The organism is Spongiibacter sp. IMCC21906 (assembly GCF_001010805.1).
Classification (GTDB): Bacteria; Pseudomonadota; Gammaproteobacteria; order Pseudomonadales; family Spongiibacteraceae; genus Spongiibacter.
Map to the genome: position 1 here is coordinate 990,434 of NZ_CP011477.1, position 22,027 is coordinate 1,012,460.

Sequence of the window (22,027 nt, forward strand, 5' to 3'; positions counted from 1 at the left end):
TGTGAATGTGGTTTTAATTTCTGAAAGTGCCGCGCTTCGGCATGCTTTCCAAGCTCAGTTTTCAGCTCGAGGGCGAAGCTTGGCGACAATAATGCCTGCGGATATTGAGTCAATCGGTGACGATGTTCTAGTTGATGCTTGTGTGGTTGATGCGGGATTTCTGTCACAACTGCAAACGCAAGCTCTGGAACCCGCTGAGTTGACGGTATTATTGGCCGCCCGGCGCCGCTTTTATCGTCGTTGTGCAGCGAGTGCTGGCAGGGTGATGTTGTTAAGTGACGGTCGGGTATTCGATGCCGAGAATGTAACTGGTAATGAATACGATGAAACGCAGGTTGTCAGTCCCGGCAGTGAGCCGGGAAAACAATTACAGGCGTTGGAGCAAGTACTTTTTGATACGACGGATACGGCTTTGGTATTGCGCTCGGGGCCGCTGATTGCTGGAGAGGGTGAAGGCTTTATTCAACGTTATTTACAGCATTTTCAGGCAGGTCAACCTCTGCAGCTGGATAACGAAATACCCTGTTGCCCAACGCCGCTAGTCGATTTTGTTAGGGTGGTGTCGGGAATGATTGACCAGTTGAGCTGCGGCGCAAATTGCCATGGTGTTTATCATTACAACAGCAGTGGTCGCAGTACCGCCTATGAATTTGCCGAAGTTGTCTACGCGTTTGCTTCGCAGTTGTTGAGCTTGCCCGAGGGGGAAGTGCAGGCATTGGCATCTGGAGAGGGTAGCCAGAGTTGGTCGCCCTTAGTGCCGATGCTGGATTGCGAACGGCTATTGTCTGATTTTGGCATTAAGCAATTGCCATGGCGGGCGTATTTGCCAAAAATTATCAAAGCGCTTTGCGAGGAGCCCGATAAATGAGTGCAAGCAACGAGTTCCAGCCCTTAGGGGTTGCGGTGTTAACGGTATCGGATACCAGGGATGAAAGTAGTGATAGCTCTGGTCAGTACCTTGCTGAAGCATTGCGTGGTGCAGGGCATCACCTGCAAGACAAAAAAATTGTGAAGGATGATATTTACCAGATTCGTGCCCAGGTGTCAGCGTGGATAGCCGATGGTAATATCGATGTGATACTGACTACTGGCGGCACCGGCTTTTCTGGCCGGGACTCCACGCCCGAGGCTATTGCGGTACTGTTTGATAAAACCATTGATGGCTTTGGTGAGTGCTTTCGAGCGGTTTCGTATACTGAAATTGGCTCCTCTACTATCCAGTCGAGGGCGCTAGCAGGCTTGGCAAATGATACTGTGATTTTTTGTGTGCCGGGTTCTACTGGCGCCTGCAAAACGGCTTGGCAGGCGTTGATTGCAGAGCAGTTGGATAGCCGCCATCGCCCCTGTAACTTTGTAGGGGTATTACATACCCGGCAAAACCATATCCAGCAGTAAAGCTAAGGAGCGTCACTTGGCACTTAGATCTGTAGAGGATGCGCTGCACTATTTATTGGCGGATGCGCCATTGCAGGGCGGCACGCGCAAGAAACTCGCCCTGAGTTTGGGCGCGGTACTGGCTGAGGATATTCTGGCGGCCAGTGATGTTCCGCCCCAAGCTAATAGTGCGATGGATGGCTATGCGCTTGCACTTCAAAACTGCCCTGACGATCAAGTATTGCCGGTGAGCCAGCGTATTCCTGCGGGTGTGGCCCCAGAGGCTTTGCAAGCTCGAACGGCGGCTAGAATTTTTACGGGTGCGGTTATCCCCAGCGGTGCAGATTGTGTCGTAGCTCAAGAGTCTTGTGAGCTGCTTGCCGACGGCCGGGTCAAGATCAATGGCCAATTGCATGAGGGCCAAAATATCCGCCCTTGTGGCCAGGATATTATGCGCGGCAGCTTGGTGCTATCTGCTGGGCGGCAGTTGAGCGCTGCGGATTTAGGTTTGGCGGCATCGTTGGGCATTGCGCAGGTCGCAGTTGCCAAACCCTTAAAAGTTGCCCTCCTTTGTACGGGTGATGAGCTTGTTGAGCCGGGCCGCCCCTTGGCCAATGGCCAAATTTATAATTCTAATCGGCCCATGTTAAAGGGCTTGCTGTCGGCCTTACCCCTTCAAATCTTAGATATGGGCATTGTGCCGGATAAGCCCGAAGAAACGCGTGCGATATTACAAGAAGCCTGCGAGCGGGCGGATGTGGTGATCAGTACTGGTGGCGTGTCGGTGGGTGAAGAGGATCACGTGCGGGCGCAGCTCGAGCAAATGGGCAGCTTGGATTTCTGGAAGCTGGCAATAAAACCCGGTAAACCTCTGGCGTATGGGCGTCTTGGCGAAATGAAAACGCCATTTTTTGGCTTGCCAGGTAACCCCGTGTCCAGTTATGTCACCTTCGCACTGCTCGTGCGCCCCTATTTGCTGAAGATGATGGGGGCAGCGGAGCTGCAGGCTCCCAGGTGGCAAGCAGCGGCTGATTTTGACTGGCTTAAATCGGGTTCGAGGCAGGAATATTTGCGCGCCCAAGTGTGCCTCAGCGATGGCAAACTAAAGGTCAGTATTCACCCTCAGCAGAGCTCAGGAGCTTTGAGTTCGGTAGCTTGGGCTAATGCCTTGGCGGTGATTGCGCCGGGTCAGACAGTGCGGCAGGGCGAGCTTGTGGATGTATTGATGTTGCGTGATCTGGTTTAAAACTGATTTAAACAGCAATAAAAACGCCCGCATTTGCGGGCGTTTTTATTGCGGATGTTCAAGCTTCTTTAGACGTTAGTCTTGATAGCGTTTGAACACCAGGCTGGCATTGGTGCCACCAAAGCCAAAGCTATTGGACATGACTGAATTTAAGGTCACGTTCTCGCGTTTTTCTAATACAATCGGAACACTGTCGGCTTCAGGATCTAATGTCTCGATATTGGCTGATGCGGCAATGAAATTATGCTCCATCATCAATAATGAGAAGATAGCCTCTTGTACTCCTGTGGCGCCCAGAGAATGCCCGGCTAATGACTTGGTAGAGCCAATGGCGGGAATGGCTTTGCCCTCGTAGGCTTGTTTGATCGCCTTGAGCTCTTGCATGTCGCCGGCGGGCGTTGAAGTGCCGTGGGAGTTGATGTAATCCACTTCTTCGGTCACGTCTTTCAGTGCCATGCGCATGCAGCGGGCCGCGCCTTCGCCACTGGGGGCCACCATGTCGTAGCCATCTGATGTAGCGCCATAGCCAACCAGCTCACCATAAATTTTTGCGCCCCGAGCTTTGGCGTGTTCCAGTTCTTCCAGAACCACCATGCCAGCACCGCCAGCAATAACAAAACCGTCACGATTGGCGTCGTAGGGCCGTGAGGCCTGTTCGGGGGTGTCATTGTATTTGGTAGAAAGCGCGCCCATTGCGTCAAACAAACAGCTTAAAGACCAATGTTCTTCTTCGCCGCCGCCAGCAAACACGACGTCTTGTTTGCCTAGCTGAATCAGCTCTGCCGCGTTGCCAATGCAGTGGGCGCTGGTGGCGCAAGCCGATGAAATAGAGTAGTTGACGCCTTTAATTTTGAAGGGCGTTGCCAAACAAGCTGAAACGGTGCTGCCCATAGTTTGGGTGACGCGGTAGGGCCCAATACGTTTGACGCCTTTTTCCCGCAGAATGTCGGCTGATTCGATCAGGTTTGCTGATGATGCGCCGCCTGAGCCCGCGATAATACCGGTACGCTCATTGTCGATGTCTTTTTCTTCGAGGCCAGAATCGGTGATCGCTTGCTGCATGGCAATATAGGCGTAGGCAGCGGCGTCGCCCATAAAGCGCAGCTGTTTGCGGTCAATGAGGCTTTTCATGTCCAGGTCTTTGATAGAACCTGATACGTGACTGCGAAAGCCTTTTTCTTTATAGGTTTCGTTAAATGCAATACCAGACTTTCCTGTCTGTAGCGAGTTGAGAACTTGCTCCAGATCGTTGCCTATGCTGGAGACAATACCCATCCCGGTGACGACAACTCGTTTCATGGGGAACCTCTTAATCAATACAATTATTTGAAGATTGCTGTGTTGTGTAGATCAACCGAAGTCAGCATCGCGGCTAAACAAGCCCACTCTCAGGTCTTTTGCCGAGTAAATGGTTTTGCCATCTACAATCACTTCGCCGTCGGCAATGCCCATAATCAATTTGCGCTCAATCAGGCGCTTGAAACTGAGCTTATAGGTGACCAGTTTGGTTTCTGGCAATATTTGGCCGGTGAATTTGATCTCACCTGAACCCAGAGCCCGCCCCTTGCCTTGATTGCCTCGCCAGCCTAAAAAGAAGCCAACTAACTGCCACATGGCGTCTAAACCCAGGCAGCCGGGCATGACCGGATCACCAATAAAGTGACAGTCAAAGAACCATAGGTCTGGGTTAATGTCCAATTCGGCGATGAGTTCACCCTTGCCATATTCGCCACCCTCACTGCTGATATGGGTGATGCGATCAAGCATCAACATATTATCGACGGGTAAGCGTGGACCATTGGGAACGAAGAGTTCTCCATGGCCGCAGGCGATGAGCTCTTGTTTTGTGAAGCTGTTCTGATCTTTAAATGACATGTAGCGAGGCTGTTCTGTTATGAAAGTAGCCGCGCATCTTAGCACAGTGACTTCGCCAGCACAGTAAAATGTCAACATTGGCGTGATGTTTGCTGTCACAAAGTATTCATTCTCCTCTTGTATAAGGAGGAGTGATTGCCTATTTAGGGCAGTGTTGTAACAATGCTCGCCTGCGACGCTTTAATTTCAAGGAGTTGGGTTTTATCCCTTAAGGAAAATTTATGATCAGAAAGTGCTTGTTCCCTGTTGCCGGCTACGGTACCCGATTTTTACCCGCCACCAAATCCATGCCCAAAGAAATGCTGCCCATTGTGAATAAGCCGCTGGTGCAATATGGCGTAGAAGAAGCCATTGATGCGGGTCTAAAGCAAATTTCTCTAGTGACCGGGCGGGGTAAGCGAGCCATTGCCGACCATTTTGATATTAGTTTTGAGCTGGAAAATCAAATAGCGGGAACAGGCAAGGAAAAATACCTCAAGTCTATTCGTAATGTGCTGGATCAAGGCACCTTTATGATGACCCGTCAGCGGGAAATGAAGGGCTTGGGCCATGCTGTGCTTACCGCAGAGGCCTTGATTGGTAATGAAGCTTTCGGTGTTATTTTGTCTGACGACCTGTGTTTGAATCAGGGCGATGACGGTGTAATGGCGCAAATGGTGAAACTTTACAAACAGTTTCGCTGCAGCATTGTTGCGATCCAAGAAGTGCCTATGGAAGAGATTGACAAGTACGGTGTTATCTCTGGTGATGATATGGGTAATGGCCTGTTCCGAGTAAAGGATATGGTTGAAAAACCCCCAGTGGATGCAGCTCCGTCCAACCTGGCTGTGATTGGCCGTTATATTCTTACCCCGGATATTTTCGATATTATTCGTGATACTCCCCCTGGTAAGAATGGTGAAATTCAATTGACGGATGCGCTGCTGACTCAGGCGAAAGCGGGTTGTGTGTTGGCGTATAAATTCCGCGGCCGTAGATTCGATTGCGGTAGTGTGCCTGGCTTTATTGAAGCCACTAACTACGTATACGAAAACATCTACGGAGAGGAATAAGTGTGAGCGCATCAGAACTGACGTGTTTTAAAGCCTACGATGTTCGGGGAAGGATTCCCGATCAATTAAATGAAGATGTGGCATATCGTATTGGCCGTGCCTTTGCAGAAGTTATTCAGCCTAAGAAAGTTGTGGTCGGCCACGATATTCGTTTGAGCAGTGAATCCATTAAGGCTGCGGTGAGTGACGGTCTTCGGGATGCGGGGGTGGATGTGTATGACATCGGTCTCTGCGGTACCGAGGAAATTTATTTTGCCACCTCCCATGCTGGTATGGATGGTGGAATAGCGGTGACGGCCAGCCATAATCCTAAAGATTATAATGGCATGAAGTTTGTGCGGGAGGAGTCTAAGCCGATTAGTGGTGATACTGGCCTGCTGGATATTAAGGCGCTGGCAGAAAAGAATGAATTTGCTCCGCCAGTCGCGCAGCGGGGCAGTTTGTCTCCGCTGGATACAGCCCAGGCTTATGTCGAGCACTTGTTAAGTTACGTCAATGTTGCTGATCTCAAGCCATTGAAGATTGTAGTTAACGCGGGCAACGGTGGTGCGGGTCGAGTGATCGATTTGCTAGAAGAGCATCTGCCGTTTGAGTTTATTCGGGTGCATCATGAGGCGGATGGTAACTTCCCGAATGGGGTTCCCAATCCGCTGCTGATAGAAAACCGCCAGCCCACGATTGATGCCATTAAAGCCAATAATGCCGACTTGGGAGTGGCGTGGGATGGCGATTTTGATCGCTGTTTCTTCTTTGATGAAACCGGTGACTTTATCGAAGGCTATTACGTAGTGGGCTTGCTGGCCGAGACTTTTTTGCTGCTGTCACCTGGCGAGAAAATTGTTCATGACCCTCGCCTGACTTGGAATACCATTGATATGGTTAATGAGGCTGGCGGGCAGACGGTGCAAAGTAAAACCGGGCATGCCTTTATCAAGGAGCGCATGCGCAAAGAAAATGCTGCCTATGGCGGCGAGATGAGCGCCCATCACTATTTTCGAGACTTTGCCTACTGCGATAGTGGCATGATTCCCTGGCTGTTGGTGACTCAACTGATGTCGGTGAAGTCGGCGACCTTGTCTTCTTTGGTAGAAGAGCGCGTGGCTTGCTTTCCCTGCAGTGGTGAGATCAATCGTGAGGTTGTCGATGCCGCGAGCACGATTGCCGCCATTGAAGCGCGTTATGCTGCTGAAGCAAGCGATGTTGATCGTACCGACGGTTTGAGCATGTCTTTTGGTGACAAATGGCGTTTCAATGTGCGCATGTCTAACACCGAGCCAGTGGTTAGACTGAATGTCGAGAGTCGCGGTGATATGGCATTGATGAAGGAAAAAACGGAAGAGTTGCTAGGCCAGCTGTAAAGGCTTGCTGAAGTGATTTTTAAGAAGGCGCCTTTTGGGCGCCTTCTTTGCTTTTAGTGGCGTATTTTATACTAGTACTTTATTGCTGGGCTTTGGCGAAGCGCTGCATTAGTTGCGCCGTAGAGCTGTCAACATCCTTGGCGCCGCCATTGCTCAGACCTTCCATTAACAGCTTGCTCACCTGCTTGCCGCGTTCAACACCCCATTGGTCAAAGGGGTTGATGTTCCAGATAAAGCTTGCGGTAAAAAGCCGGTATTCATAAAGGGCTATCAGGCTGCCGAGTGCTCTTGGTGTCAGCATCTCCATGGTAATTGTCGTGCTGGGTTTGTTGCCTAGCATCGCCTTGTGTTTGCCAAGCGTGGCGGCCTCCTCTGGTGGTACGCCTTGGCTAAGCAATTCGGCTTCAGCTTCGGCGGCGGACTGGCCATTCATTAAAACTAAACTTTGCCCAAAGCAGTTGGCTACCAATGCCTGGTGCTGGTCGGCGATGGGGTTGTAGGAGCGCAGTGCCGTGATAAAGTCGCAGGGGATGGCGTCGCCACCTTGGTGAAGCAGCTGGTGGAATGAGTGTTGGCCGTTTGTTCCCTCTGTGCCCCAGATGACATTGCCGGTACCTGTGCCCAATCTGTTGCCGTTCACATCAACCGATTTACCCGCGCTTTCCATAAACAATTGCTGGAGATAAGTGGGTAGCAGGCCTAGGCGGTGCTCGTAGGGCAGAATGGCCTGAGATGTATAGCCCCAAAAATTACGGTACCAAACGTCTAGCAGCCCCAAGATGACAGGAATATTGTCAGTTAGAGGGGTATTCTCTACGTGCTGGTCGACGTCGTGACCGCCCAGTAAAAAATCTTTAAAGGCGTCCATGCCTGCGTACAAGGCGACTGCAAGTCCAAAGCCTGACCATACCGAGAAGCGCCCCCCAATCCATTCTGGCACGCTTAAAATCTGTGATGGTTTGATGCCAAATGCTTCGGCGGCTGATGGTTTTGAGGTGATGGCGATGACATGATCAGAAATGTCTTGTTGGCCGGTGGCGGCTCGCAGCCAAGCCATGGCGGCTTCGGCATTGCTACGGGTTTCTTGGGTGCCAAAAGACTTTGAGGCAACAAGAAATAGCGTCGTCTCTGGCGGGGTTTGGGCCAAGATGTCGCTGATGACGCTGGGATCAATGTTGGCGGCGAAATGTGCTTTTAGCTTGGTACTACCTTGATTGCTCAGTGCGTCGCACAGCAATCTGGGTCCAAAGTCTGAACCGCCGATACCAATATTTACCACATCGGTGAACGCTTTGCCTGTTGTGCCGGTGTGTTTGCCTGAGTGAACTGCGTCAACCAGCTGGGGCATCTTGTCATACATATTAGCCAGTTCTGGGTCGCTCCCAGTTTTGCTTGCCCACTGTCTAAGGTCGGGGTAGCTGGCTTTGCGGTTTTCGGTGTTATTGACAGCGGCACCGCTGCGTTGGGCGCTGAGCTTTTCGCTGAGTTTGGCGCTGTCTGCCAGGGCTAGCAGGGCGTCGAGAATATCTTGATCTAAATGGTGTTTGGAGTAGTCCACAAACAGAGAACCCAGATCGCCGCTATAGCACTGCGCTCTATTCGGGTCATTTTGGAAGCGGGTCTTTAGCAGTGTGCTGGCTGAGGCGTCTGCCAGCTGGGTTAAAGTTTGCCATTCTGGCAGGGCTGATAAAGCGTGTGATGCATCATCCTGAGTCACGAGTTCTTCCTGTATTTCAATTCACTAGGGGGTGAGTATATTGATGCAAGAAGTTTACCGTTATTGCACTGGGCCTGTCAGGCCGCAGCGCAGGGTTCTGTGTTAATTATTTTTTATGGTCTTGAGAATGGCGTGAACTTAGCTGTTGCGCTTGAGGGCGATTTTAGTCAGCTGGCGTAGTGCGGCGGTGTAGGGCGTGTCGTCAAATTGACTCAGTGCCGTAATGGCGGCATCGGAGTAATGTAGCGCTGCATTCTCGCAGTATTCTAAGGCGCCGCTCTCATTAACGGCGGCGACGATGTCTGCCAGTTTATCGGCTGATTTCTGGCTGATGGCATTTCGGACCATGGCGGCTTGTTCGGGGCTGCCATGTTTCATTACATAAATCAGCGGTAGGGTTGGTTTGCCTTCAGCGAGGTCGTCACCGACATTCTTGCCGGTTTCTTCTGGGTTACCGTTGTAATCCAAAATGTCATCGACCAGTTGAAAGGCGATGCCCAGGTTCATGCCGTAGTCATGAAGGGCTTGTTGAGTAGCGTTGTCTTTTTTGCTGAGAATGGCTGCGCCACTGCAAGCGCCAGCAAACAGGACCGCAGTTTTGCTGCGAATAACGGCAAAATAGGTGTCTTCGTCGGTATCGGCCTCGCCAGCGCGGGTAAGCTGCAATACTTCGCCTTCGGCTACGGTATTGGTGGTTTGGGACAATAAGCCCATCAGCGGCATGTTGCCGATTTGCACCAAAATTTGGAAAGCGCGGGAGTAGAGAAAGTCACCGACCAGAACGCTGGGCGCATTTCCCCAGTTGGCGTTGGCTGTGGGGCGGCCGCGACGCAAGTCTGAGAGGTCTACAACATCGTCGTGGAGCAGGGTGGCGGTGTGGATAAACTCGATAACAGCCGCTAGTTTAACGTGATCTTCGTCGATCTTGCCGATAGCGCCAGCGCTTAGCAGGCTCAATAGCGGGCGCAGCCGCTTTCCTCCAGCGTCGACAATATAGTGGCCGATGTTCTCAACGAGGGACACATTGGAGTGGAGCTGTTGAATGATGAAGTCATTGACCGCGGAAAATTCGCTGGCCACAACTTGTCTGATCTCTTGCATGTTGTCGGCGGATTGGTCTGGCGGAGTCGGCTGGCATCGTATGAGTGCGGTTGGAAGCTGTCAAGCAAAGCCTAATAATTCTCTAGTAGACGTGGCTTGGGTATTGTGTCGGCGGGTGATTCTGCGTACAATTCGCGCCCCTAAAGCAAATCCGTGTGTGTCACTTGTGATCCCGCGGTGCCTGGACTTGTACTAAGGGCGTTCATTTGATCGGTCTTGGTCCCAACAACGATTTGCATTGCAAGCAGGCTCTTGGAGATATTGCCCATGTACGCAGTTATTGAAAGCGGTGGTAAGCAACACCGTGTGGTTGAGGGTGAAACCCTTAAACTGGAAAAGTTAGAGATTGCCACCGGCGAAAGCGTTACCTTTGATAAGGTTTTGCTGGTTAAGAACGGTGAAGAATTGAAAATAGGCGCACCATTCGTAGAGGGTGGTAAGGTAACTGCTGAGGTAGTTGCTCAAGGTCGTCACGCTAAGGTGAAAATTGTTAAGTTTCGCCGTCGTAAGCACAGCATGAAGCAGGCTGGTCATCGTCAGTGGTTCACAGAAGTGAAAATCACTGGTATCAGCGGTTAAGATTAGGAGAAACTCATGGCTCACAAGAAAGCTGGTGGTAGTACTCGTAACGGACGTGATTCCGAAAGTAAACGTCTTGGTGTTAAACGCTACGGTGGTGAAACGGTTCCTGCAGGCAGCATCATTGTTCGCCAGCGTGGTACCCGTTTCCATGCTGGTGAGAACGTAGGTTGTGGTACTGATCACACCTTGTTTGCTAAAGCCGATGGCGTAGTAAAGTTCGATGTTAAAGGCCCGAAAGGCCGCAAGTTCGTCAGCATCGTCGCTGCCTGAGCTTAACGGCATATAGCCCGCAAAGCCTCGTCAGTTGACGGGGCTTTTTTGTTTCTGTAAATAAAATACATTCACACTTAACCTTGGCAGCAAAATGAAATTTGTAGATGAGGCAGTAATCAAGGTCGCGGCAGGCCGTGGCGGTAATGGCTGCCTCAGTTTTCGTCGCGAAAAATATATTCCCAAAGGTGGCCCCGATGGCGGTGATGGCGGTGATGGCGGCAGTGTATTTCTGCGTGCCGATGAGTCGTTAAATACCCTGGTCGATTTTCGGTTTGTGCGCAGCTATAACGCCCCTTCCGGCGAGCCGGGTCGCGGTAGTGATTGCCGGGGCAAAAGTGGCGAAGATCTGATTTTGCCAGTACCGGTAGGCACCACGATTATTGATGAAGACACTGGCGAAGTACTGGGTGATCTCGTGGCGGCAGGGGACGTGATAAAGGTCGCGCAGGCGGGTTTCCATGGTTTGGGTAATGCCCGCTTCAAGTCCAGCACCAATCGTGCACCTAGGCAGTTTACCCGGGGCAGTGACGGTGAGGCGAGAACCCTCAGGCTGGAATTGAAAGTGCTGGCAGATGTCGGGCTGCTGGGTATGCCCAATGCTGGTAAGTCGACGTTTATTCGCGCCGTCTCTGCAGCAAAGCCCAAAGTGGCTGATTATCCGTTTACTACGCTGGTGCCCAACTTGGGTGTGGTGCGCGTGCAGCCTCATCGAGGTTTTGTGATTGCTGATATCCCCGGGTTGGTTGAGGGGGCGGCAGAGGGCGCGGGGCTGGGTATCCGTTTTCTTAAGCATTTAACCCGCACTCGTTTATTATTGCATTTGGTAGATATGTCGCCTTTTGATGGGAGTACACCTGCTGAGGCCGTTGCGCTGATTTCTAGAGAGTTGGATCGCTTCAGCCCCACGCTGGCAGGCCGTGATCGGTGGTTGGTTTTGAATAAAGTTGATCTGTTGCCGGAAGATGAGCGCGAGGCGCGTTGTCAGGAAGTGATAGATGAATTGGGGTGGGATGGTCCGGTATATCGCGTTTCAGCGCTGCAAAAAAATAACACCGAGGCGCTGTGCCACGATATTCTTCGTTTTGTTGAAGAGCAGGCGGAGCAATTAGCCGCCGACCCTGAGGCCGCTGAGGCTGAGGCTGCGTTGCAGGAGGCGATGCAGTCTGAAGCTCGTGAGCGAATTCAGGCGCTGAGTGATGCTAAGCGAGCGGCTCAGCGTGCAGAAAAAGATGATGACGATGATCTCGACGATGATGATGGTGATGTCGAGGTGGTTTACCAGCCCTAGGGAATTTCGGTGTCAGACAATCGTAAGGCATTACAAAAAAGTCAGCGTTTGGTGGTGAAAATTGGCTCGGCGCTGTTAACCAATGACGGTCGCGGTCTTTGTGTCGATGGCTTGGATGCTTGGGTGGCTCAGTTGGCGGCGCTTCGTGCTGCCGGTAAGGAAGTGGTGCTGGTGTCCTCTGGTGCGGTAGCGGAGGGGATGACCCGGCTGGGCTGGAAGCAGCGTCCCGAAGATCTTCACCGGCTGCAGGCTGCAGCGGCGGTGGGGCAAATGGGTTTAGTGCACGCTTACGAAACCCGGTTTAGACAATATGGCTTACAGACCGCACAGATTTTGTTGGGCCATGATGATATCTCCGCCCGAGATCGCTACCTGAATGCGCGTAACACCTTGTTAACATTGTTGGAGTTAGGCGTGGTACCGGTGGTAAATGAAAATGACACTGTGGTCACGGATGAAATTCGCTTTGGCGACAACGATACCCTTGCGGCCTTGGTGGCCAACTTAATTGATGCGGATGCGCTGCTTATTCTAACCGATCAGCAGGGGCTGTTTGCCGCTGATCCCCGACATAATCCCGCTGCTGAGCTTATTGCTGAGGCCGAGGTTGGTGATGCCAGTTTGGATGTGATGGTAGGTGGCAGTGCCGGCAGCTTGGGGCGGGGCGGAATGCTCACCAAATTGCGTGCGGCAAGATTGGCATCCCGGTCGGGCGCGAATACGGTGATTGCCGGGGGGCGCGAAAGTCGCGTAATCGAACGGGTTTTTGCTGGTGAGACCTTGGGTACGTTGCTGTTGTCTCGACAACCGCCGATTGCAGCTCGCAAAAAATGGTTGGCCGGACAGCTGCAGTTGCGAGGAACCGTCACCCTTGATGATGGCGCTATTCAAGTGCTGCGACAACAAGGTAGGAGTTTATTGCCGGTTGGTGTGATATCGGTGGCGGGCGGTTTTAGTCGCGGTGATCTGGTTTCCTGCGTGGATGCGAGGGGGTTAGAGGTCGCCCGGGGACTGGTAAATTATGATGCCGCAGAAGCAGAAAAAATCAAGCGCTTACCCAGCCATAAAATACAAGAAGTGTTGGGGTATCTTGGCGAATCTGAGTTAATCCATCGGGATAACTTGGTGTTGGTTTAAGGGTTCTTTTCCGTTAGTCCGTCGTTTGTTCGTCTTGGGTGACGGGTAAAATTAACCTGAACGTCGAGCCTTGCTCACGGCTTTCGTACTCTAGTTTTGCATTTATCACTTCAGCGCTTTTCTTCACCATATACAGGCCCAGTCCTGAGCCAAAGGAGGCGTTGGGGTGGAAGCGTTTAAACATTGTAAAAAGTTGGTGTTGGTACTTTTCGGGAATACCCAGGCCGTTGTCTTCCACTTCTATCACGATGTTGCTTTTGTGCTGAAGGGCGTGAACTTTTATATATGAGGCCTCGGTATCCGTATTTTGATATTTCACGGCATTTGAAATTAAATTTTCTAAGATTAATGTGATTCGACTTTTTTGGCTGTGTAGCGTGATGCTTGGGTCTATGGCGACTTGTATGTCTAACCGTTGAAAGTTTGGCAAATTGGCTATTTTGGCGATGGTTTCGTTAATGATGGTGTCGAGGTCAATCTCGGTTTTGTTCTCTTGCGCCGCTTTTGTTTTTGTCAGGTCGAGAATATCCCGAACCAATTTTTCGAGTTTGGATAGTGAGTTGTGCGTAAAATCAATGGCTTGTTGAGCCTGCTGTTTGTCATCTTTTTCCAGGGCGTTGGTGGCCAGTTCTAGTAAACTCAGCGAGGCGACCAGTGGCGAACGTAGGTCGTGGGAGGTGCGGTAGGCGAACTCTTCCAGTTCAGCGGTTTGTGCTTCCAGGTTTTGCGCCATGAGTTTAAATTCGTTGGCGGCTTTTGCCATGCTGCCAAGTTCATCTTGTCGCTGTTGCCCGGGTATGTCGATATTGGCTTCACCTTCAGCCAATTTGGACAGTGTTTTGGAGATGGCTTTAACCGGCGAGGCGATACCTGTTGCGATTAATATTGATGATGCTAGACCGGTGAGCACAGCGAGAACGGTAAAAAAATGAAACCGGTTTTGAGCGCGATTCATTCCATCGGTAATGTCTTGTCTGAGTGTTTGAGCGTGCTGCTCGATCAGCTGATCCAGCTCTTGAGATAGTTGATTGATTTGGGCTGTTTTTCCTGCCAGAACAACATTGATCAATTGGAGGAAAGAGCTGCGAGTGGTGACGAGTTTTTTGAGTGCGTCATCGTACTTTTTGAGAGATGTCGCCAACATGTTTAATAGTTCGGATTGATTTGCCGTTGTGGTTTTTGTTTTGGCTGTGGTCACCATTTCTTGGACGGATTTTAACCTTGCTAAGGTGTTGCCAAATAAAACAATATTGGCTGAAGTGCTAATGATTTTGCTATCGGCGTAAATTTTTGTCAGTGCTAAGGTTATCTCATTTGTGGTGTTGCTTTGCTCGAGTTGTTGTCGATTGGCAAATGAGGTGGTGAGTTTTTGCAGGATCTGATTTTGCGTGAGGTGAAGTGTTTCGATTTCACCTTGTTGGAGCTGTTTTAACGTTTTTTGCATGGCAACCGATTTCGAAAATAACTGATCATATTCCTTGTAGGCCGTTGCCATGGTTATTAGGCGCTCATGAATACGCTTGTTGTCTTTGGTGAGTGATTTTGCCAATTCAAGCTCTTTATCTAATTGCTCGTTTTGGCGAGTTATTTTGTGCAAAACGCCAGTATATCCAACATAAGAATAAACCAGTGCTAATCGTTGAAGCTCAAGAATGTCTCGATTAATAGCCATAAAACCCAGTCGCTGGGTATTAGCTTGTTGCAGCGTATTAAACTGGGCTTGAAACTGCTTAACATTGACAAAATTCAACACGCTTAAAATTGTCAGCACTACAAGCACTGGGGCGTAGCCCAAAAGTATTTGTTTTTGAATAGGAAATTTTGAGAGAAGCTTTATCATCATTCAGCCTAGGAGAGAATAAACTCATGCCAGCGAGGTAGGCTGTATTCATAGTTGTCCATTACGGTATTCCAGACCGCGACGTTGCTAAATCGGTTTTCGTAGGAGCCGCCACGGCGGAGGCTGCCCGCTTTTATTGCGATTTTTCCGTTAGTGTTAAGGAGGTCTTGCTGGGTTTTTTTGCCGGCATACCAGTAGTTCCATTCATCCTTTGAGAGTAGCGTTTTGGCGCGCTGGGGGTTAGAAATATAATAGCCTTGTCTGGCGATAAAGGCTCCGGGCCAGCCTGATAGCCACCAGTTCATATATTTATAGGCGGCGTCTTTGGCTTCGTCCTTGGCGGCAGAAGAGAGGCACATTACACCGTGCCAAGCTCGGTAGCCTTCTTTTGGGGCGGCGTAAACGACGGGAATATTCTGGCCATTTAGCGCAGTCGCTGCGGGAGAAAACATGCTCGAGATAATGGCTTTTTCGTCGGTAAAGTATTGAATTGATTCGGGCACCGAATTCCACAGTCCGCAGAAGTGGCCCTGTTGCTTGAGCGAAATCAAAATATCGAATAGTTGGTCTATTTCTTGGCGGCTCATATTGCCGATATCGTTAAATTCCATTAACCCCTGTGCGCGGGCGGCAAGGGCGGCATCGAAAATGCCAATGGTTGGGGCGTTTACCAGCGCGACTTTACCGCGATAGGCCTCGTTGAATAGCCAGCCCCAGCTTTCGCTACCGTAGGCGCTACCTTTTGGAATGTGGCGCTGATCGTAGCCAAAAGAGTCGGTGTTGTGAACATAGGGCAAAAAGCTGATTTGCTTGCTTGGGGTAGAGCTAAGCGAGCCGTTGCCTTGGACGAAAAGGAGTTTATGAGGCGCATCGCCAGCACCGATGGTGGCGTCGGGGGTGATGTAGCCCGTTTTGGTTAAGTTATTGATTTCATGCCAGTATTCCAACCGGTCAATATCTATACTTTGAATGGCATCTGCTCGCCAGAGAACATTAATGCTGTCAGACCATTGTTCGTACAAATCGAATGACTCGGGGTTGCTGGAGGCTTTTTGTAATACTTGTGAGCTACCACCCGGCTCAAAACTAATGTCGATGCCAAGGTCTTGTTGCGCTTTTAACCGCAATGTTTCTTGCAGGGTGACATGGGTGCCAAGAACGCGGAGTTTAGGGCGTTTTTTTGCGGCATGTACCCAAGGTGCGTTGACGCTGGCGGTTAAGCTCGTGGCGGCAATTGCAGAGGCTTTTAAGAAGCCGCGCCGAGTCGGTGTCCAGGCTGCTTGAGTCATACGATGGTTGCCTAATTAAAAGCGAAATAATGGCATTGGAAAAGCCTTGGTATGATCTCTTGCTTTGGTGGGTGGGGCTACTGTGGGAAGTAGCTATATGGAATCAGACGAGGTGGATGTATAGCGGGCATAAAAAAACCCGCCGAGGCGGGTTTTGCGGTGGGACTTGCCTTTTGGTGCTTAGGCAGCCATCGCTTTGATTTTTGCGTTCAAACGACTTTTATGACGGGCAGCTTTGTTCTTGTGAACAATGCCTTTGTCAGCTACACGATCCAGAACGGGAACGGCCGCAACGTACGCAGCTTTCGCCGCTTCCTGATCACCGGACTCAATCGCCGCAACTACTCTTTTCAGGTAGGTGCGAACCATGGAGCGCAGGCTGGCGTTGTGCGTGCGACTTTTTTCCGCCTGACGTGCGCGTTTCTTTGCTTGGGGGGAATTCGCCACGCTTCTTACTCCTCGAAAACTGGCACTTGAAATTTAGGGCGGGAATTATTCGCCTTTAGCGGCTGCTTGTCAAGGCTGAGGAGAGGAAAGTAGATCAATTTTGGATTTCTTGGGCTTTTGCATAAGGCTGTGATGGCCTTGATCGCTCTATTTTTCGTATTTTTTGGGGTTTACGAACTTAGGCGTTCAGCAATCACTAGGCCCCATACCGTAAAGCAAAGAAGCAGTGTGATCATAACCGCCGCTGAACCGATGTCTTTTGCTTGTCCGGAAAGGGGGTGGCGCTCGCTGCCGATGCGATCAATGGCTGCTTCAATCGCGGAATTAATAAGTTCTACAACGACCAAAAGTACAACGCTGGCGATAAGTAGCCCGGTCTGGGTGGCGCCTTGCCCCAGCCAAAAGGCCAAAGGCAGCATTATGAGGGCAAAGATGGCTTCTTGCCGAAATGCTTCTTCGTGATGCCATGCGGCTCGCAAGCCTTTGATAGAGTATTCGGTAGCAGCGGCGATGCGGGAGAAGCCTGAACGGCCGGGTTTGTTCATCATGGTAAAAATGCGTTCTCAATAATGAGCGGGCTGGCATTCAGTGTACAATGCGGCTCTTTTTTCGGATATGCCAATGCATAAGTTTATAGCGACGACATGACAATACCGAGACATCTTTTTGCCCCCCGACTCTGGCCTACTTGGCTGGGGGTTGGACTAATGTGGGTGCTAACGAGATTGCCGCGAGGGGTCTGCTATCGTATTGGCGCAGGGTTGGGCTTGGCGTTTTATTTTCTTGCCAAACGCCGGCGGCATATCTGTGACGTGAACTTGCGATTGTGTTTGCCTGATCTTGATGAGACTGAGCACCGTACTTTGCTGAAAAAAACGATGCGTGATCAAGGCATTGGTCTTATGGAAATGGTGCGAGGCTGGTTTTTAACTGTAGATAAGTTGGGCGTTGAGCTGCGCATTACGGGCGGTGAGTTAATGGAACCGGCCGATGGCAGAGGCGTGTTGGTTGTAGGCACCCATTTCACCTCGCTGGATATCTGCGGCAAACTGCTCGGCGAGCGCTACCCGGCGGATTCTTTTTACCGCAAACATAAAAATCCAGTATTGGAGTGGGTGATGAGCCGCTCGCGGGGACGCTTTGGTGAGCCGATTCACCGCCGGGATATGAAACGGGCACTGCGGCGCTTACGTGATGGGCATCGGCTGCTGTATTTGCCTGATCAGGATTATGGCCGTAAGTCCGCTGAATTTGTGGATTTTTTTGGCGTGAAGGCGGCCACTACCATTGGGACTAGCACCTTGGCTAAGGGCGGTCGGGCGAGGGTGGTATTTCCGGCGTATCGACGTTTGGACCATGGCCGGGCTTATGAAATCAATATCACTGAGCTTGAGGGCTTTCCCTCGGGGGACCCGGCGGCGGACGCCCGGCGAATTAATGCCCATTTGGAGCAGGCAATATTGAACGCGCCGGAGCAATACATTTGGGTGCATCGTCGTTTTAAAACCAGGCCTGAGGGCGAGGCGAGGGTATATTAATTGTGAAACCGTTGCGTTGCTGGATCTTTACCGAGGGGCGACTGGGCCATCTCAATCAGGTGCGTGGTTTGGCGCAGCGCTTGTCGGCCAAAACGGAGACGGCGTTTCACTATTTGGATCTTTCTCAGCAGCGATTTCGGTATTCAGGCAAACAAGGTTTGCTTGATCAGTTTGCTGCCGAGCAGTTTCCCGACTGGATTATTGGCGCGGGTAGTAACTGTCATCGGCCGATGATCTGGACCCGCTTTATTACGGGCTGTCCCAGTGTGGTGTTGAGTAGCCCCAGCTGGCCGCTGTGCTTGTTTGATGCGGCTTGCATCCCTGCCCATGATGAACCGCCACATCGCAAAAATATTCTGCTTACCCAAGGCGTATTAAACACGATGGTTCCCGTTGTCGAAGGGCGAAACCCTTCGACAGGTTTAATTTTGCTGGGGGGGATTAACAAGCACTTTGAGTGGGATGATGCGAGGATTGCGGCGCAGGTGCGTGCAGTGGTGGAGGCGTCACCGGATATCAGCTGGACTATTAGTAATTCTCCCCGTTCGCCTGCGTCATTAATGCCTTCGCTAGGCACAGTGTTAAAACATGCCCGCAACGTCGAATTACTGTCCTATGAGCAAACACACAAAGATTGGCTAAAGACTCAGCTGAGCCAGGTTGGTCGGGTTTGGGTGAGCTGTGACAGTGTGTCTATGGTGTTTGAGTGCATTACGTCTGCGACGCCCACTGGGCTTTTAAAATTGCAGCCTTTGGGGGATTCCCGCGTCACCCGTAGCATGGCTCAAGTCGAAGCTAAGGGGCTTGTTCGCGTCTGGAACGAGCGGGACAAAGGGACGATGCCCTCTGCTGACATTAAAATATGGGAAGCGGATCGTGCGGCGGATTGGCTTATCGAACAAACCCTACAAAAGAAGAGATCGTAATGGGCGCGAGGGCGGCAATGACAACGCCATTGAAAATTGTGCAGATTTTGCCTGCGTTGAACTCGGGTGGTGTCGAACGCGGCACGGTAGAGTTTGCTCGTGAGCTGGTTAAGCAGGGGCACGAATCTATTGTTATCTCGGCGGGTGGTCGAATGGTGGATGTCCTCGAACAAGAGGGCAGTCGCCATATCACCATGGCCGTGCATCGAAAGTCGCTATTGTCATTTAAACAAGTTAGACCGATGCGGGCCTTATTGGCAGAATTGGCTCCAGATGTCGTACATGTGCGGTCAAGAATTCCCGCCTGGATTGCTTGGCTGGCCTGGCGAAAAATGCCAGTGGACTCTAGACCAAAGTTGGTTAGTACCTTTCACGGTATGTACTCGGTAAGTTTTTACAGTGCCATTATGGCTAAGGCTGAGCACTGTATTGCCATCTCTCACTGTGTTGAAAAATACATGCGCGATAACTACCAGCTGAGCGATGACAAGATTACCTTGATTCCTAGGGGTCTGGACCCAGATGCATTTAATGGTTACGCCTGTACGCCTGAGTGGCAACAGCAATTGTATGGGGACTATCCCGAATTAGCGGATAAAAAAATTATTCTGATGCCGGGACGCTTATCGCGCTGGAAGGGGCAAGAGGCCTTTTTGGACATGATGGCCCAGCTGGTATCGCTCAGAAATGACTGCCACGGCGTGGTGGTAGGGGACGCCGAACCAGGTAAGCAACATTACCTTCAGGAGCTTCTGGCAATGCGCAATGAGCTAGGCTTAAATGACAACGTCACGTTTGTGGGGCACCGTAGTGACATTCCCGCTTTTTATGGTTTGGCTAGCGTGACCTGCCATATGTCCAATAAAGAAGAACCCTTTGGCCGGACGGTGCCAGAGTCTTTAGCGGTGGGAACGCCGGTGGTGGCTTATGACCGGGGTGGGGCGGCAGAGTCGTTAGTTGAGGCCTTTCCCTTAGGACTGGTCCCTGCGGATGATACTACGGCTTTCGCGGATCGGGTTGCGACGCTGCTGGACGGTAAATTTGATCTTCATCTGCCCGATGAGTACTTTCTGCTCAGTCAGGTAGCATCGACCCTTGGGGTGTATCGGCGCTTGTTGGACGAGTTGGCTTAGCAGGTATAATCCCTTGTCGAGTGCTATAGTTCGCGAGCCCAATTCTTATGAGATAGAGGCAGTCAATGAGAGTATTGCATGTTGATTACCAGCAGCTGCGTCGGTATGGCGCTACCCGTGTTAGCTGGGCACAAAAGCTGCAATTTGGTTTGATAAGAAATCATCATTTTGTTCAAGGTTTTAGTGATCGGGATGTGGCGGCTTTCGAAGCGCCCCTGGGAATTCGTGAGCTTGGTATAAATAAGGCTAATAAGCGCCTGCTGGAAATGGTCGAGGCGATGGAGCCCGATCTGGTCATTGCTGGCCATTGCGATCTGATCAGCAACACTACCTTGGGGGAAATCAAAAAGCGCAACCCCTATTGCTTTATTGCTCATTGCAACAATGATCCACTGTTTGTGCCTAGTAATGTTGAACGGATTAAATCCCGGGCCTTGGCGGTGGACGCGGTGTTTGTTTCTACGGGTCGTCGAGAGCTTAAGCCGTTTGAGGGGCTGGGAGCGCGCGTGTACCACATGCCGAACCCGGTTGATCCCTCTGTTGAGTGCTTTGATAGTTCAAAAAGAAATGACCTGCCTTACGATCTGTTGTTTTGCAGTAATAGCACTAATTTCACTAAACGATTGGAGTTAGTGGGTCGCTTGCGGGAGACTCTGCAAACCGAGCTGATATTCAAAACCTTTGGTAGTTTTGGCGAGCCTCCAGTATGGGGCAAGGACTATAATAAAGCTTTGTCAGACTCAAAAATGGGGTTGAATCTCAATCGACAGGAAGGAGGCTACTGGTACGCTTCTGCACGTATGGCGCAGCTGGCAGGTAATGGCATTTTGCAGTTTACCCATAGCGATGCTCGCTTCGATGAGTTACTGCCTGCAGAATCGGTGGTTTATTTTAATGACGAGGCCGATTTGCTAGCCAAAATCAGAGATTTTCACCGGGATGATGATAAGCGACAGCATTGGGCTTCACGTGCACGTGAGTTTTTTCATCGGGAAATTAATGCAACCTTGTTTGCACAGTACATTTTAGAAGCGAGTACCTTGCAGCCGTTTAGCCATGACTATGTGTGGGCTAGAGATATCTGGGTTGATGGGGCTATGCAATGACCCAGTCGTTGAGGCATCGACAGCCGTTTGCAGGTGGAGGCAATCGCCTTTGTTTTGTTCATCCTGAAAAATATGACCTTTGTATCAAAGTGCGTCGCCCGGATTTCACTCTGGAAGACCGACGCAGGAAAAAAGGATTTCCAAAAAACCTCAAGCCCTTATCGAGCTTTGATGACAATTTGGACGAGTTTCGCGTGATGCAAGCGCTGGAGAGATACTACCCAGACGATATTTTTAAGCACGTGAGCCGTTGCTATGGTTATGTAAATACTGATATGGGGCCCGGGCTGTGCTCCGAATTGATCCGTGATAGCGATGGTAAAATTTCTATTTCTCTAAAACAGTATTTGTGGGAGCAAGGCTATACCCAAGACTGCCAGCGAGCAGCGGATGAATTGGTTGAACACTGGCGTCAGTATAGCGTGCCGTCCCGGGACCTGATTGTGCATAACATTGTGCTTCAGAAAGATATTAGCTCTGATGGCAAAGAAACTATTCGGCGCATGGTGGTTATCGACGGCATGGGCAATGCCGGCCTGATTCCTGGTCACCGAATGCCATGGTTTATTCAGACCAAAAAAACGCAACGAAAGATTGATAATTTTCGCTGGCGCATTCAGGAGTTACTTGATGATAAGGAAGCTGGCAGAGGTAAGGGTTATCATGGGTTTTTGTTCCATTCTGGCAACGACAGCAGCAATTCAGCCTAAGATTTTAATATGGCATTGAACAGAAATATAGTATT

Annotated in this window: 22 protein-coding genes; 14 read left to right on the plus strand and 8 right to left on the minus strand. The window is 50.7% G+C overall.

Features of this window, described 5'->3' with window-relative positions; genetic code table 11:
- Window positions 1–91 precede the first annotated feature (91 nt).
- The 3 genes from IMCC21906_RS04630 to glp are packed head-to-tail and all read left to right on the plus strand — an operon-like array spanning window position 92 to window position 2,620.
- Window positions 92–868: a sugar nucleotide-binding protein gene (locus tag IMCC21906_RS04630; protein WP_047011191.1), complete on the plus strand. Its 777-nt coding sequence runs from the start codon at window positions 92–94 to the stop codon at window positions 866–868.
- Window positions 865–1,395 (plus strand): molybdenum cofactor biosynthesis protein B, encoded by a 531-nt coding sequence (gene moaB, locus IMCC21906_RS04635; RefSeq protein ID WP_047011192.1) that lies wholly within the window; start codon window positions 865–867, stop codon window positions 1,393–1,395. The genes IMCC21906_RS04630 and moaB overlap by 4 nt, the downstream gene beginning before the upstream one ends.
- Before the next feature lie 16 nt (window positions 1,396–1,411).
- Window positions 1,412–2,620 (plus strand): gephyrin-like molybdotransferase Glp, encoded by a 1,209-nt coding sequence (glp, locus tag IMCC21906_RS04640; protein ID WP_047011193.1) that lies wholly within the window; start codon window positions 1,412–1,414, stop codon window positions 2,618–2,620.
- Between the two features lie 75 nt (window positions 2,621–2,695).
- Here the strand turns inward: glp and fabB are convergent, their stop codons facing one another.
- Both fabB and fabA read right to left on the minus strand, forming a co-directional pair.
- Window positions 2,696–3,919, minus strand: a complete 1,224-nt coding sequence (gene fabB / locus IMCC21906_RS04645) for a beta-ketoacyl-ACP synthase I (RefSeq protein ID WP_047011194.1) — start codon at window positions 3,917–3,919, stop codon at window positions 2,696–2,698.
- A gap of 51 nt (window positions 3,920–3,970) precedes the next feature.
- Window positions 3,971–4,495, minus strand: a complete 525-nt coding sequence (gene fabA / locus IMCC21906_RS04650; protein WP_047013134.1) for a bifunctional 3-hydroxydecanoyl-ACP dehydratase/trans-2-decenoyl-ACP isomerase — start codon at window positions 4,493–4,495, stop codon at window positions 3,971–3,973.
- Between the two features lie 221 nt (window positions 4,496–4,716).
- Here fabA and galU point away from each other — a divergent pair, with 221 nt between their 5' ends.
- Both galU and IMCC21906_RS04660 read left to right on the plus strand, forming a co-directional pair.
- Complete coding sequence (gene galU / locus IMCC21906_RS04655) at window positions 4,717–5,547, plus strand: UTP--glucose-1-phosphate uridylyltransferase GalU (RefSeq protein ID WP_047011195.1); 831 nt, start codon at window positions 4,717–4,719, stop codon at window positions 5,545–5,547.
- 2 nt (window positions 5,548–5,549) lie between these two features.
- On the plus strand, window positions 5,550–6,905 hold the full coding sequence (locus IMCC21906_RS04660) for a phosphomannomutase/phosphoglucomutase (protein ID WP_047011196.1): 1,356 nt from the start codon (window positions 5,550–5,552) through the stop codon (window positions 6,903–6,905).
- Window positions 6,906–6,984: 79 nt separating this feature from the next.
- On the opposite strand, the gene pgi is transcribed toward IMCC21906_RS04660, so the two are convergent.
- Entirely contained in the window at window positions 6,985–8,622 is a 1,638-nt protein-coding gene (pgi, locus tag IMCC21906_RS04665; RefSeq protein ID WP_052763363.1) for a glucose-6-phosphate isomerase, read from the minus strand.
- Between the two features lie 138 nt (window positions 8,623–8,760).
- Complete coding sequence (locus IMCC21906_RS04670; protein ID WP_047011197.1) at window positions 8,761–9,723, minus strand: polyprenyl synthetase family protein; 963 nt, start codon at window positions 9,721–9,723, stop codon at window positions 8,761–8,763.
- 267 nt (window positions 9,724–9,990) lie between these two features.
- On the opposite strand from IMCC21906_RS04670, the gene rplU reads away from it, so the two are divergent.
- From rplU to proB, 4 genes are all read left to right on the plus strand, one after another.
- Entirely contained in the window at window positions 9,991–10,302 is a 312-nt protein-coding gene (gene rplU, locus IMCC21906_RS04675) for a 50S ribosomal protein L21 (protein ID WP_047011198.1), read from the plus strand.
- Between the two features lie 15 nt (window positions 10,303–10,317).
- Entirely contained in the window at window positions 10,318–10,575 is a 258-nt protein-coding gene (gene rpmA, locus IMCC21906_RS04680; protein WP_047011199.1) for a 50S ribosomal protein L27, read from the plus strand.
- 94 nt (window positions 10,576–10,669) lie between these two features.
- Entirely contained in the window at window positions 10,670–11,866 is a 1,197-nt protein-coding gene (cgtA, locus tag IMCC21906_RS04685; protein ID WP_047011200.1) for an Obg family GTPase CgtA, read from the plus strand.
- Window positions 11,867–11,875: 9 nt separating this feature from the next.
- Window positions 11,876–13,003, plus strand: coding sequence for a glutamate 5-kinase (gene proB, locus IMCC21906_RS04690; protein ID WP_047011201.1), 1,128 nt, complete (start codon window positions 11,876–11,878; stop codon window positions 13,001–13,003).
- Between the two features lie 13 nt (window positions 13,004–13,016).
- On the opposite strand, the gene IMCC21906_RS16225 is transcribed toward proB, so the two are convergent.
- The 4 genes from IMCC21906_RS16225 to IMCC21906_RS04710 form a co-directional block, all read right to left on the minus strand.
- Window positions 13,017–14,774 (minus strand): ATP-binding protein, encoded by a 1,758-nt coding sequence (locus IMCC21906_RS16225; RefSeq protein WP_197085950.1) that lies wholly within the window; start codon window positions 14,772–14,774, stop codon window positions 13,017–13,019.
- Between the two features lie 77 nt (window positions 14,775–14,851).
- Window positions 14,852–16,132, minus strand: a complete 1,281-nt coding sequence (locus IMCC21906_RS04700) for a PotD/PotF family extracellular solute-binding protein (protein WP_047011202.1) — start codon at window positions 16,130–16,132, stop codon at window positions 14,852–14,854.
- Between the two features lie 180 nt (window positions 16,133–16,312).
- Entirely contained in the window at window positions 16,313–16,579 is a 267-nt protein-coding gene (gene rpsT / locus IMCC21906_RS04705; RefSeq protein WP_047011203.1) for a 30S ribosomal protein S20, read from the minus strand.
- A gap of 170 nt (window positions 16,580–16,749) precedes the next feature.
- Window positions 16,750–17,127, minus strand: coding sequence for a diacylglycerol kinase (locus IMCC21906_RS04710; RefSeq protein WP_369795815.1), 378 nt, complete (start codon window positions 17,125–17,127; stop codon window positions 16,750–16,752).
- Between the two features lie 96 nt (window positions 17,128–17,223).
- Here IMCC21906_RS04710 and IMCC21906_RS04715 point away from each other — a divergent pair, with 96 nt between their 5' ends.
- The 5 genes from IMCC21906_RS04715 to IMCC21906_RS04735 all read left to right on the plus strand — a co-directional run bounded on the left by IMCC21906_RS04715 (window position 17,224) and on the right by IMCC21906_RS04735 (window position 21,992).
- On the plus strand, window positions 17,224–18,117 hold the full coding sequence (locus IMCC21906_RS04715) for a lysophospholipid acyltransferase family protein (protein ID WP_047011204.1): 894 nt from the start codon (window positions 17,224–17,226) through the stop codon (window positions 18,115–18,117).
- A 2-nt stretch (window positions 18,118–18,119) separates the two neighbouring features.
- On the plus strand, window positions 18,120–19,043 hold the full coding sequence (locus IMCC21906_RS04720; protein WP_047011205.1) for a mitochondrial fission ELM1 family protein: 924 nt from the start codon (window positions 18,120–18,122) through the stop codon (window positions 19,041–19,043).
- Between the two features lie 17 nt (window positions 19,044–19,060).
- Window positions 19,061–20,176 carry a glycosyltransferase family 4 protein gene (locus tag IMCC21906_RS04725; protein ID WP_156165985.1) on the plus strand — a complete coding sequence of 372 codons (1,116 nt, stop codon included), beginning with the start codon at window positions 19,061–19,063 and terminating at the stop codon, window positions 20,174–20,176.
- A 65-nt stretch (window positions 20,177–20,241) separates the two neighbouring features.
- A complete protein-coding gene (locus IMCC21906_RS04730) occupies window positions 20,242–21,282 on the plus strand; it encodes a glycosyltransferase (protein WP_047011206.1) in 1,041 nt (346 codons plus the stop codon).
- Complete coding sequence (locus IMCC21906_RS04735; RefSeq protein WP_047011207.1) at window positions 21,279–21,992, plus strand: YrbL family protein; 714 nt, start codon at window positions 21,279–21,281, stop codon at window positions 21,990–21,992. The genes IMCC21906_RS04730 and IMCC21906_RS04735 overlap by 4 nt, the downstream gene beginning before the upstream one ends.
- The last annotated feature ends 35 nt before the right edge of the window (window positions 21,993–22,027 follow it).

Excerpts from the sequence above, each read along its gene's own strand:
- IMCC21906_RS04630 (WP_047011191.1), top strand. The coding sequence starts at position 92 with ATGCCTGCGGATATTGAGTCAATCGGTGACGATGTTCTAGTTGATGCT.
- moaB (WP_047011192.1), top strand. The coding sequence starts at position 865 with ATGAGTGCAAGCAACGAGTTCCAGCCCTTAGGGGTTGCGGTGTTAACG.
- fabB (WP_047011194.1), bottom strand. The coding sequence starts at position 3,919 with ATGAAACGAGTTGTCGTCACCGGGATGGGTATTGTCTCCAGCATAGGC.
- fabA (WP_047013134.1), bottom strand. The coding sequence starts at position 4,495 with ATGTCATTTAAAGATCAGAACAGCTTCACAAAACAAGAGCTCATCGCC.
- galU (WP_047011195.1), top strand. The coding sequence starts at position 4,717 with ATGATCAGAAAGTGCTTGTTCCCTGTTGCCGGCTACGGTACCCGATTT.
- IMCC21906_RS04670 (WP_047011197.1), bottom strand. The coding sequence starts at position 9,723 with ATGCAAGAGATCAGACAAGTTGTGGCCAGCGAATTTTCCGCGGTCAAT.
- rplU (WP_047011198.1), top strand. The coding sequence starts at position 9,991 with ATGTACGCAGTTATTGAAAGCGGTGGTAAGCAACACCGTGTGGTTGAG.
- rpmA (WP_047011199.1), top strand. The coding sequence starts at position 10,318 with ATGGCTCACAAGAAAGCTGGTGGTAGTACTCGTAACGGACGTGATTCC.
- cgtA (WP_047011200.1), top strand. The coding sequence starts at position 10,670 with ATGAAATTTGTAGATGAGGCAGTAATCAAGGTCGCGGCAGGCCGTGGC.
- IMCC21906_RS04700 (WP_047011202.1), bottom strand. The coding sequence starts at position 16,132 with ATGACTCAAGCAGCCTGGACACCGACTCGGCGCGGCTTCTTAAAAGCC.
- IMCC21906_RS04710 (WP_369795815.1), bottom strand. The coding sequence starts at position 17,127 with ATGATGAACAAACCCGGCCGTTCAGGCTTCTCCCGCATCGCCGCTGCT.
- IMCC21906_RS04715 (WP_047011204.1), top strand. The coding sequence starts at position 17,224 with ATGACAATACCGAGACATCTTTTTGCCCCCCGACTCTGGCCTACTTGG.
- IMCC21906_RS04725 (WP_156165985.1), top strand. The coding sequence starts at position 19,061 with ATGACAACGCCATTGAAAATTGTGCAGATTTTGCCTGCGTTGAACTCG.
- IMCC21906_RS04730 (WP_047011206.1), top strand. The coding sequence starts at position 20,242 with ATGAGAGTATTGCATGTTGATTACCAGCAGCTGCGTCGGTATGGCGCT.
- IMCC21906_RS04735 (WP_047011207.1), top strand. The coding sequence starts at position 21,279 with ATGACCCAGTCGTTGAGGCATCGACAGCCGTTTGCAGGTGGAGGCAAT.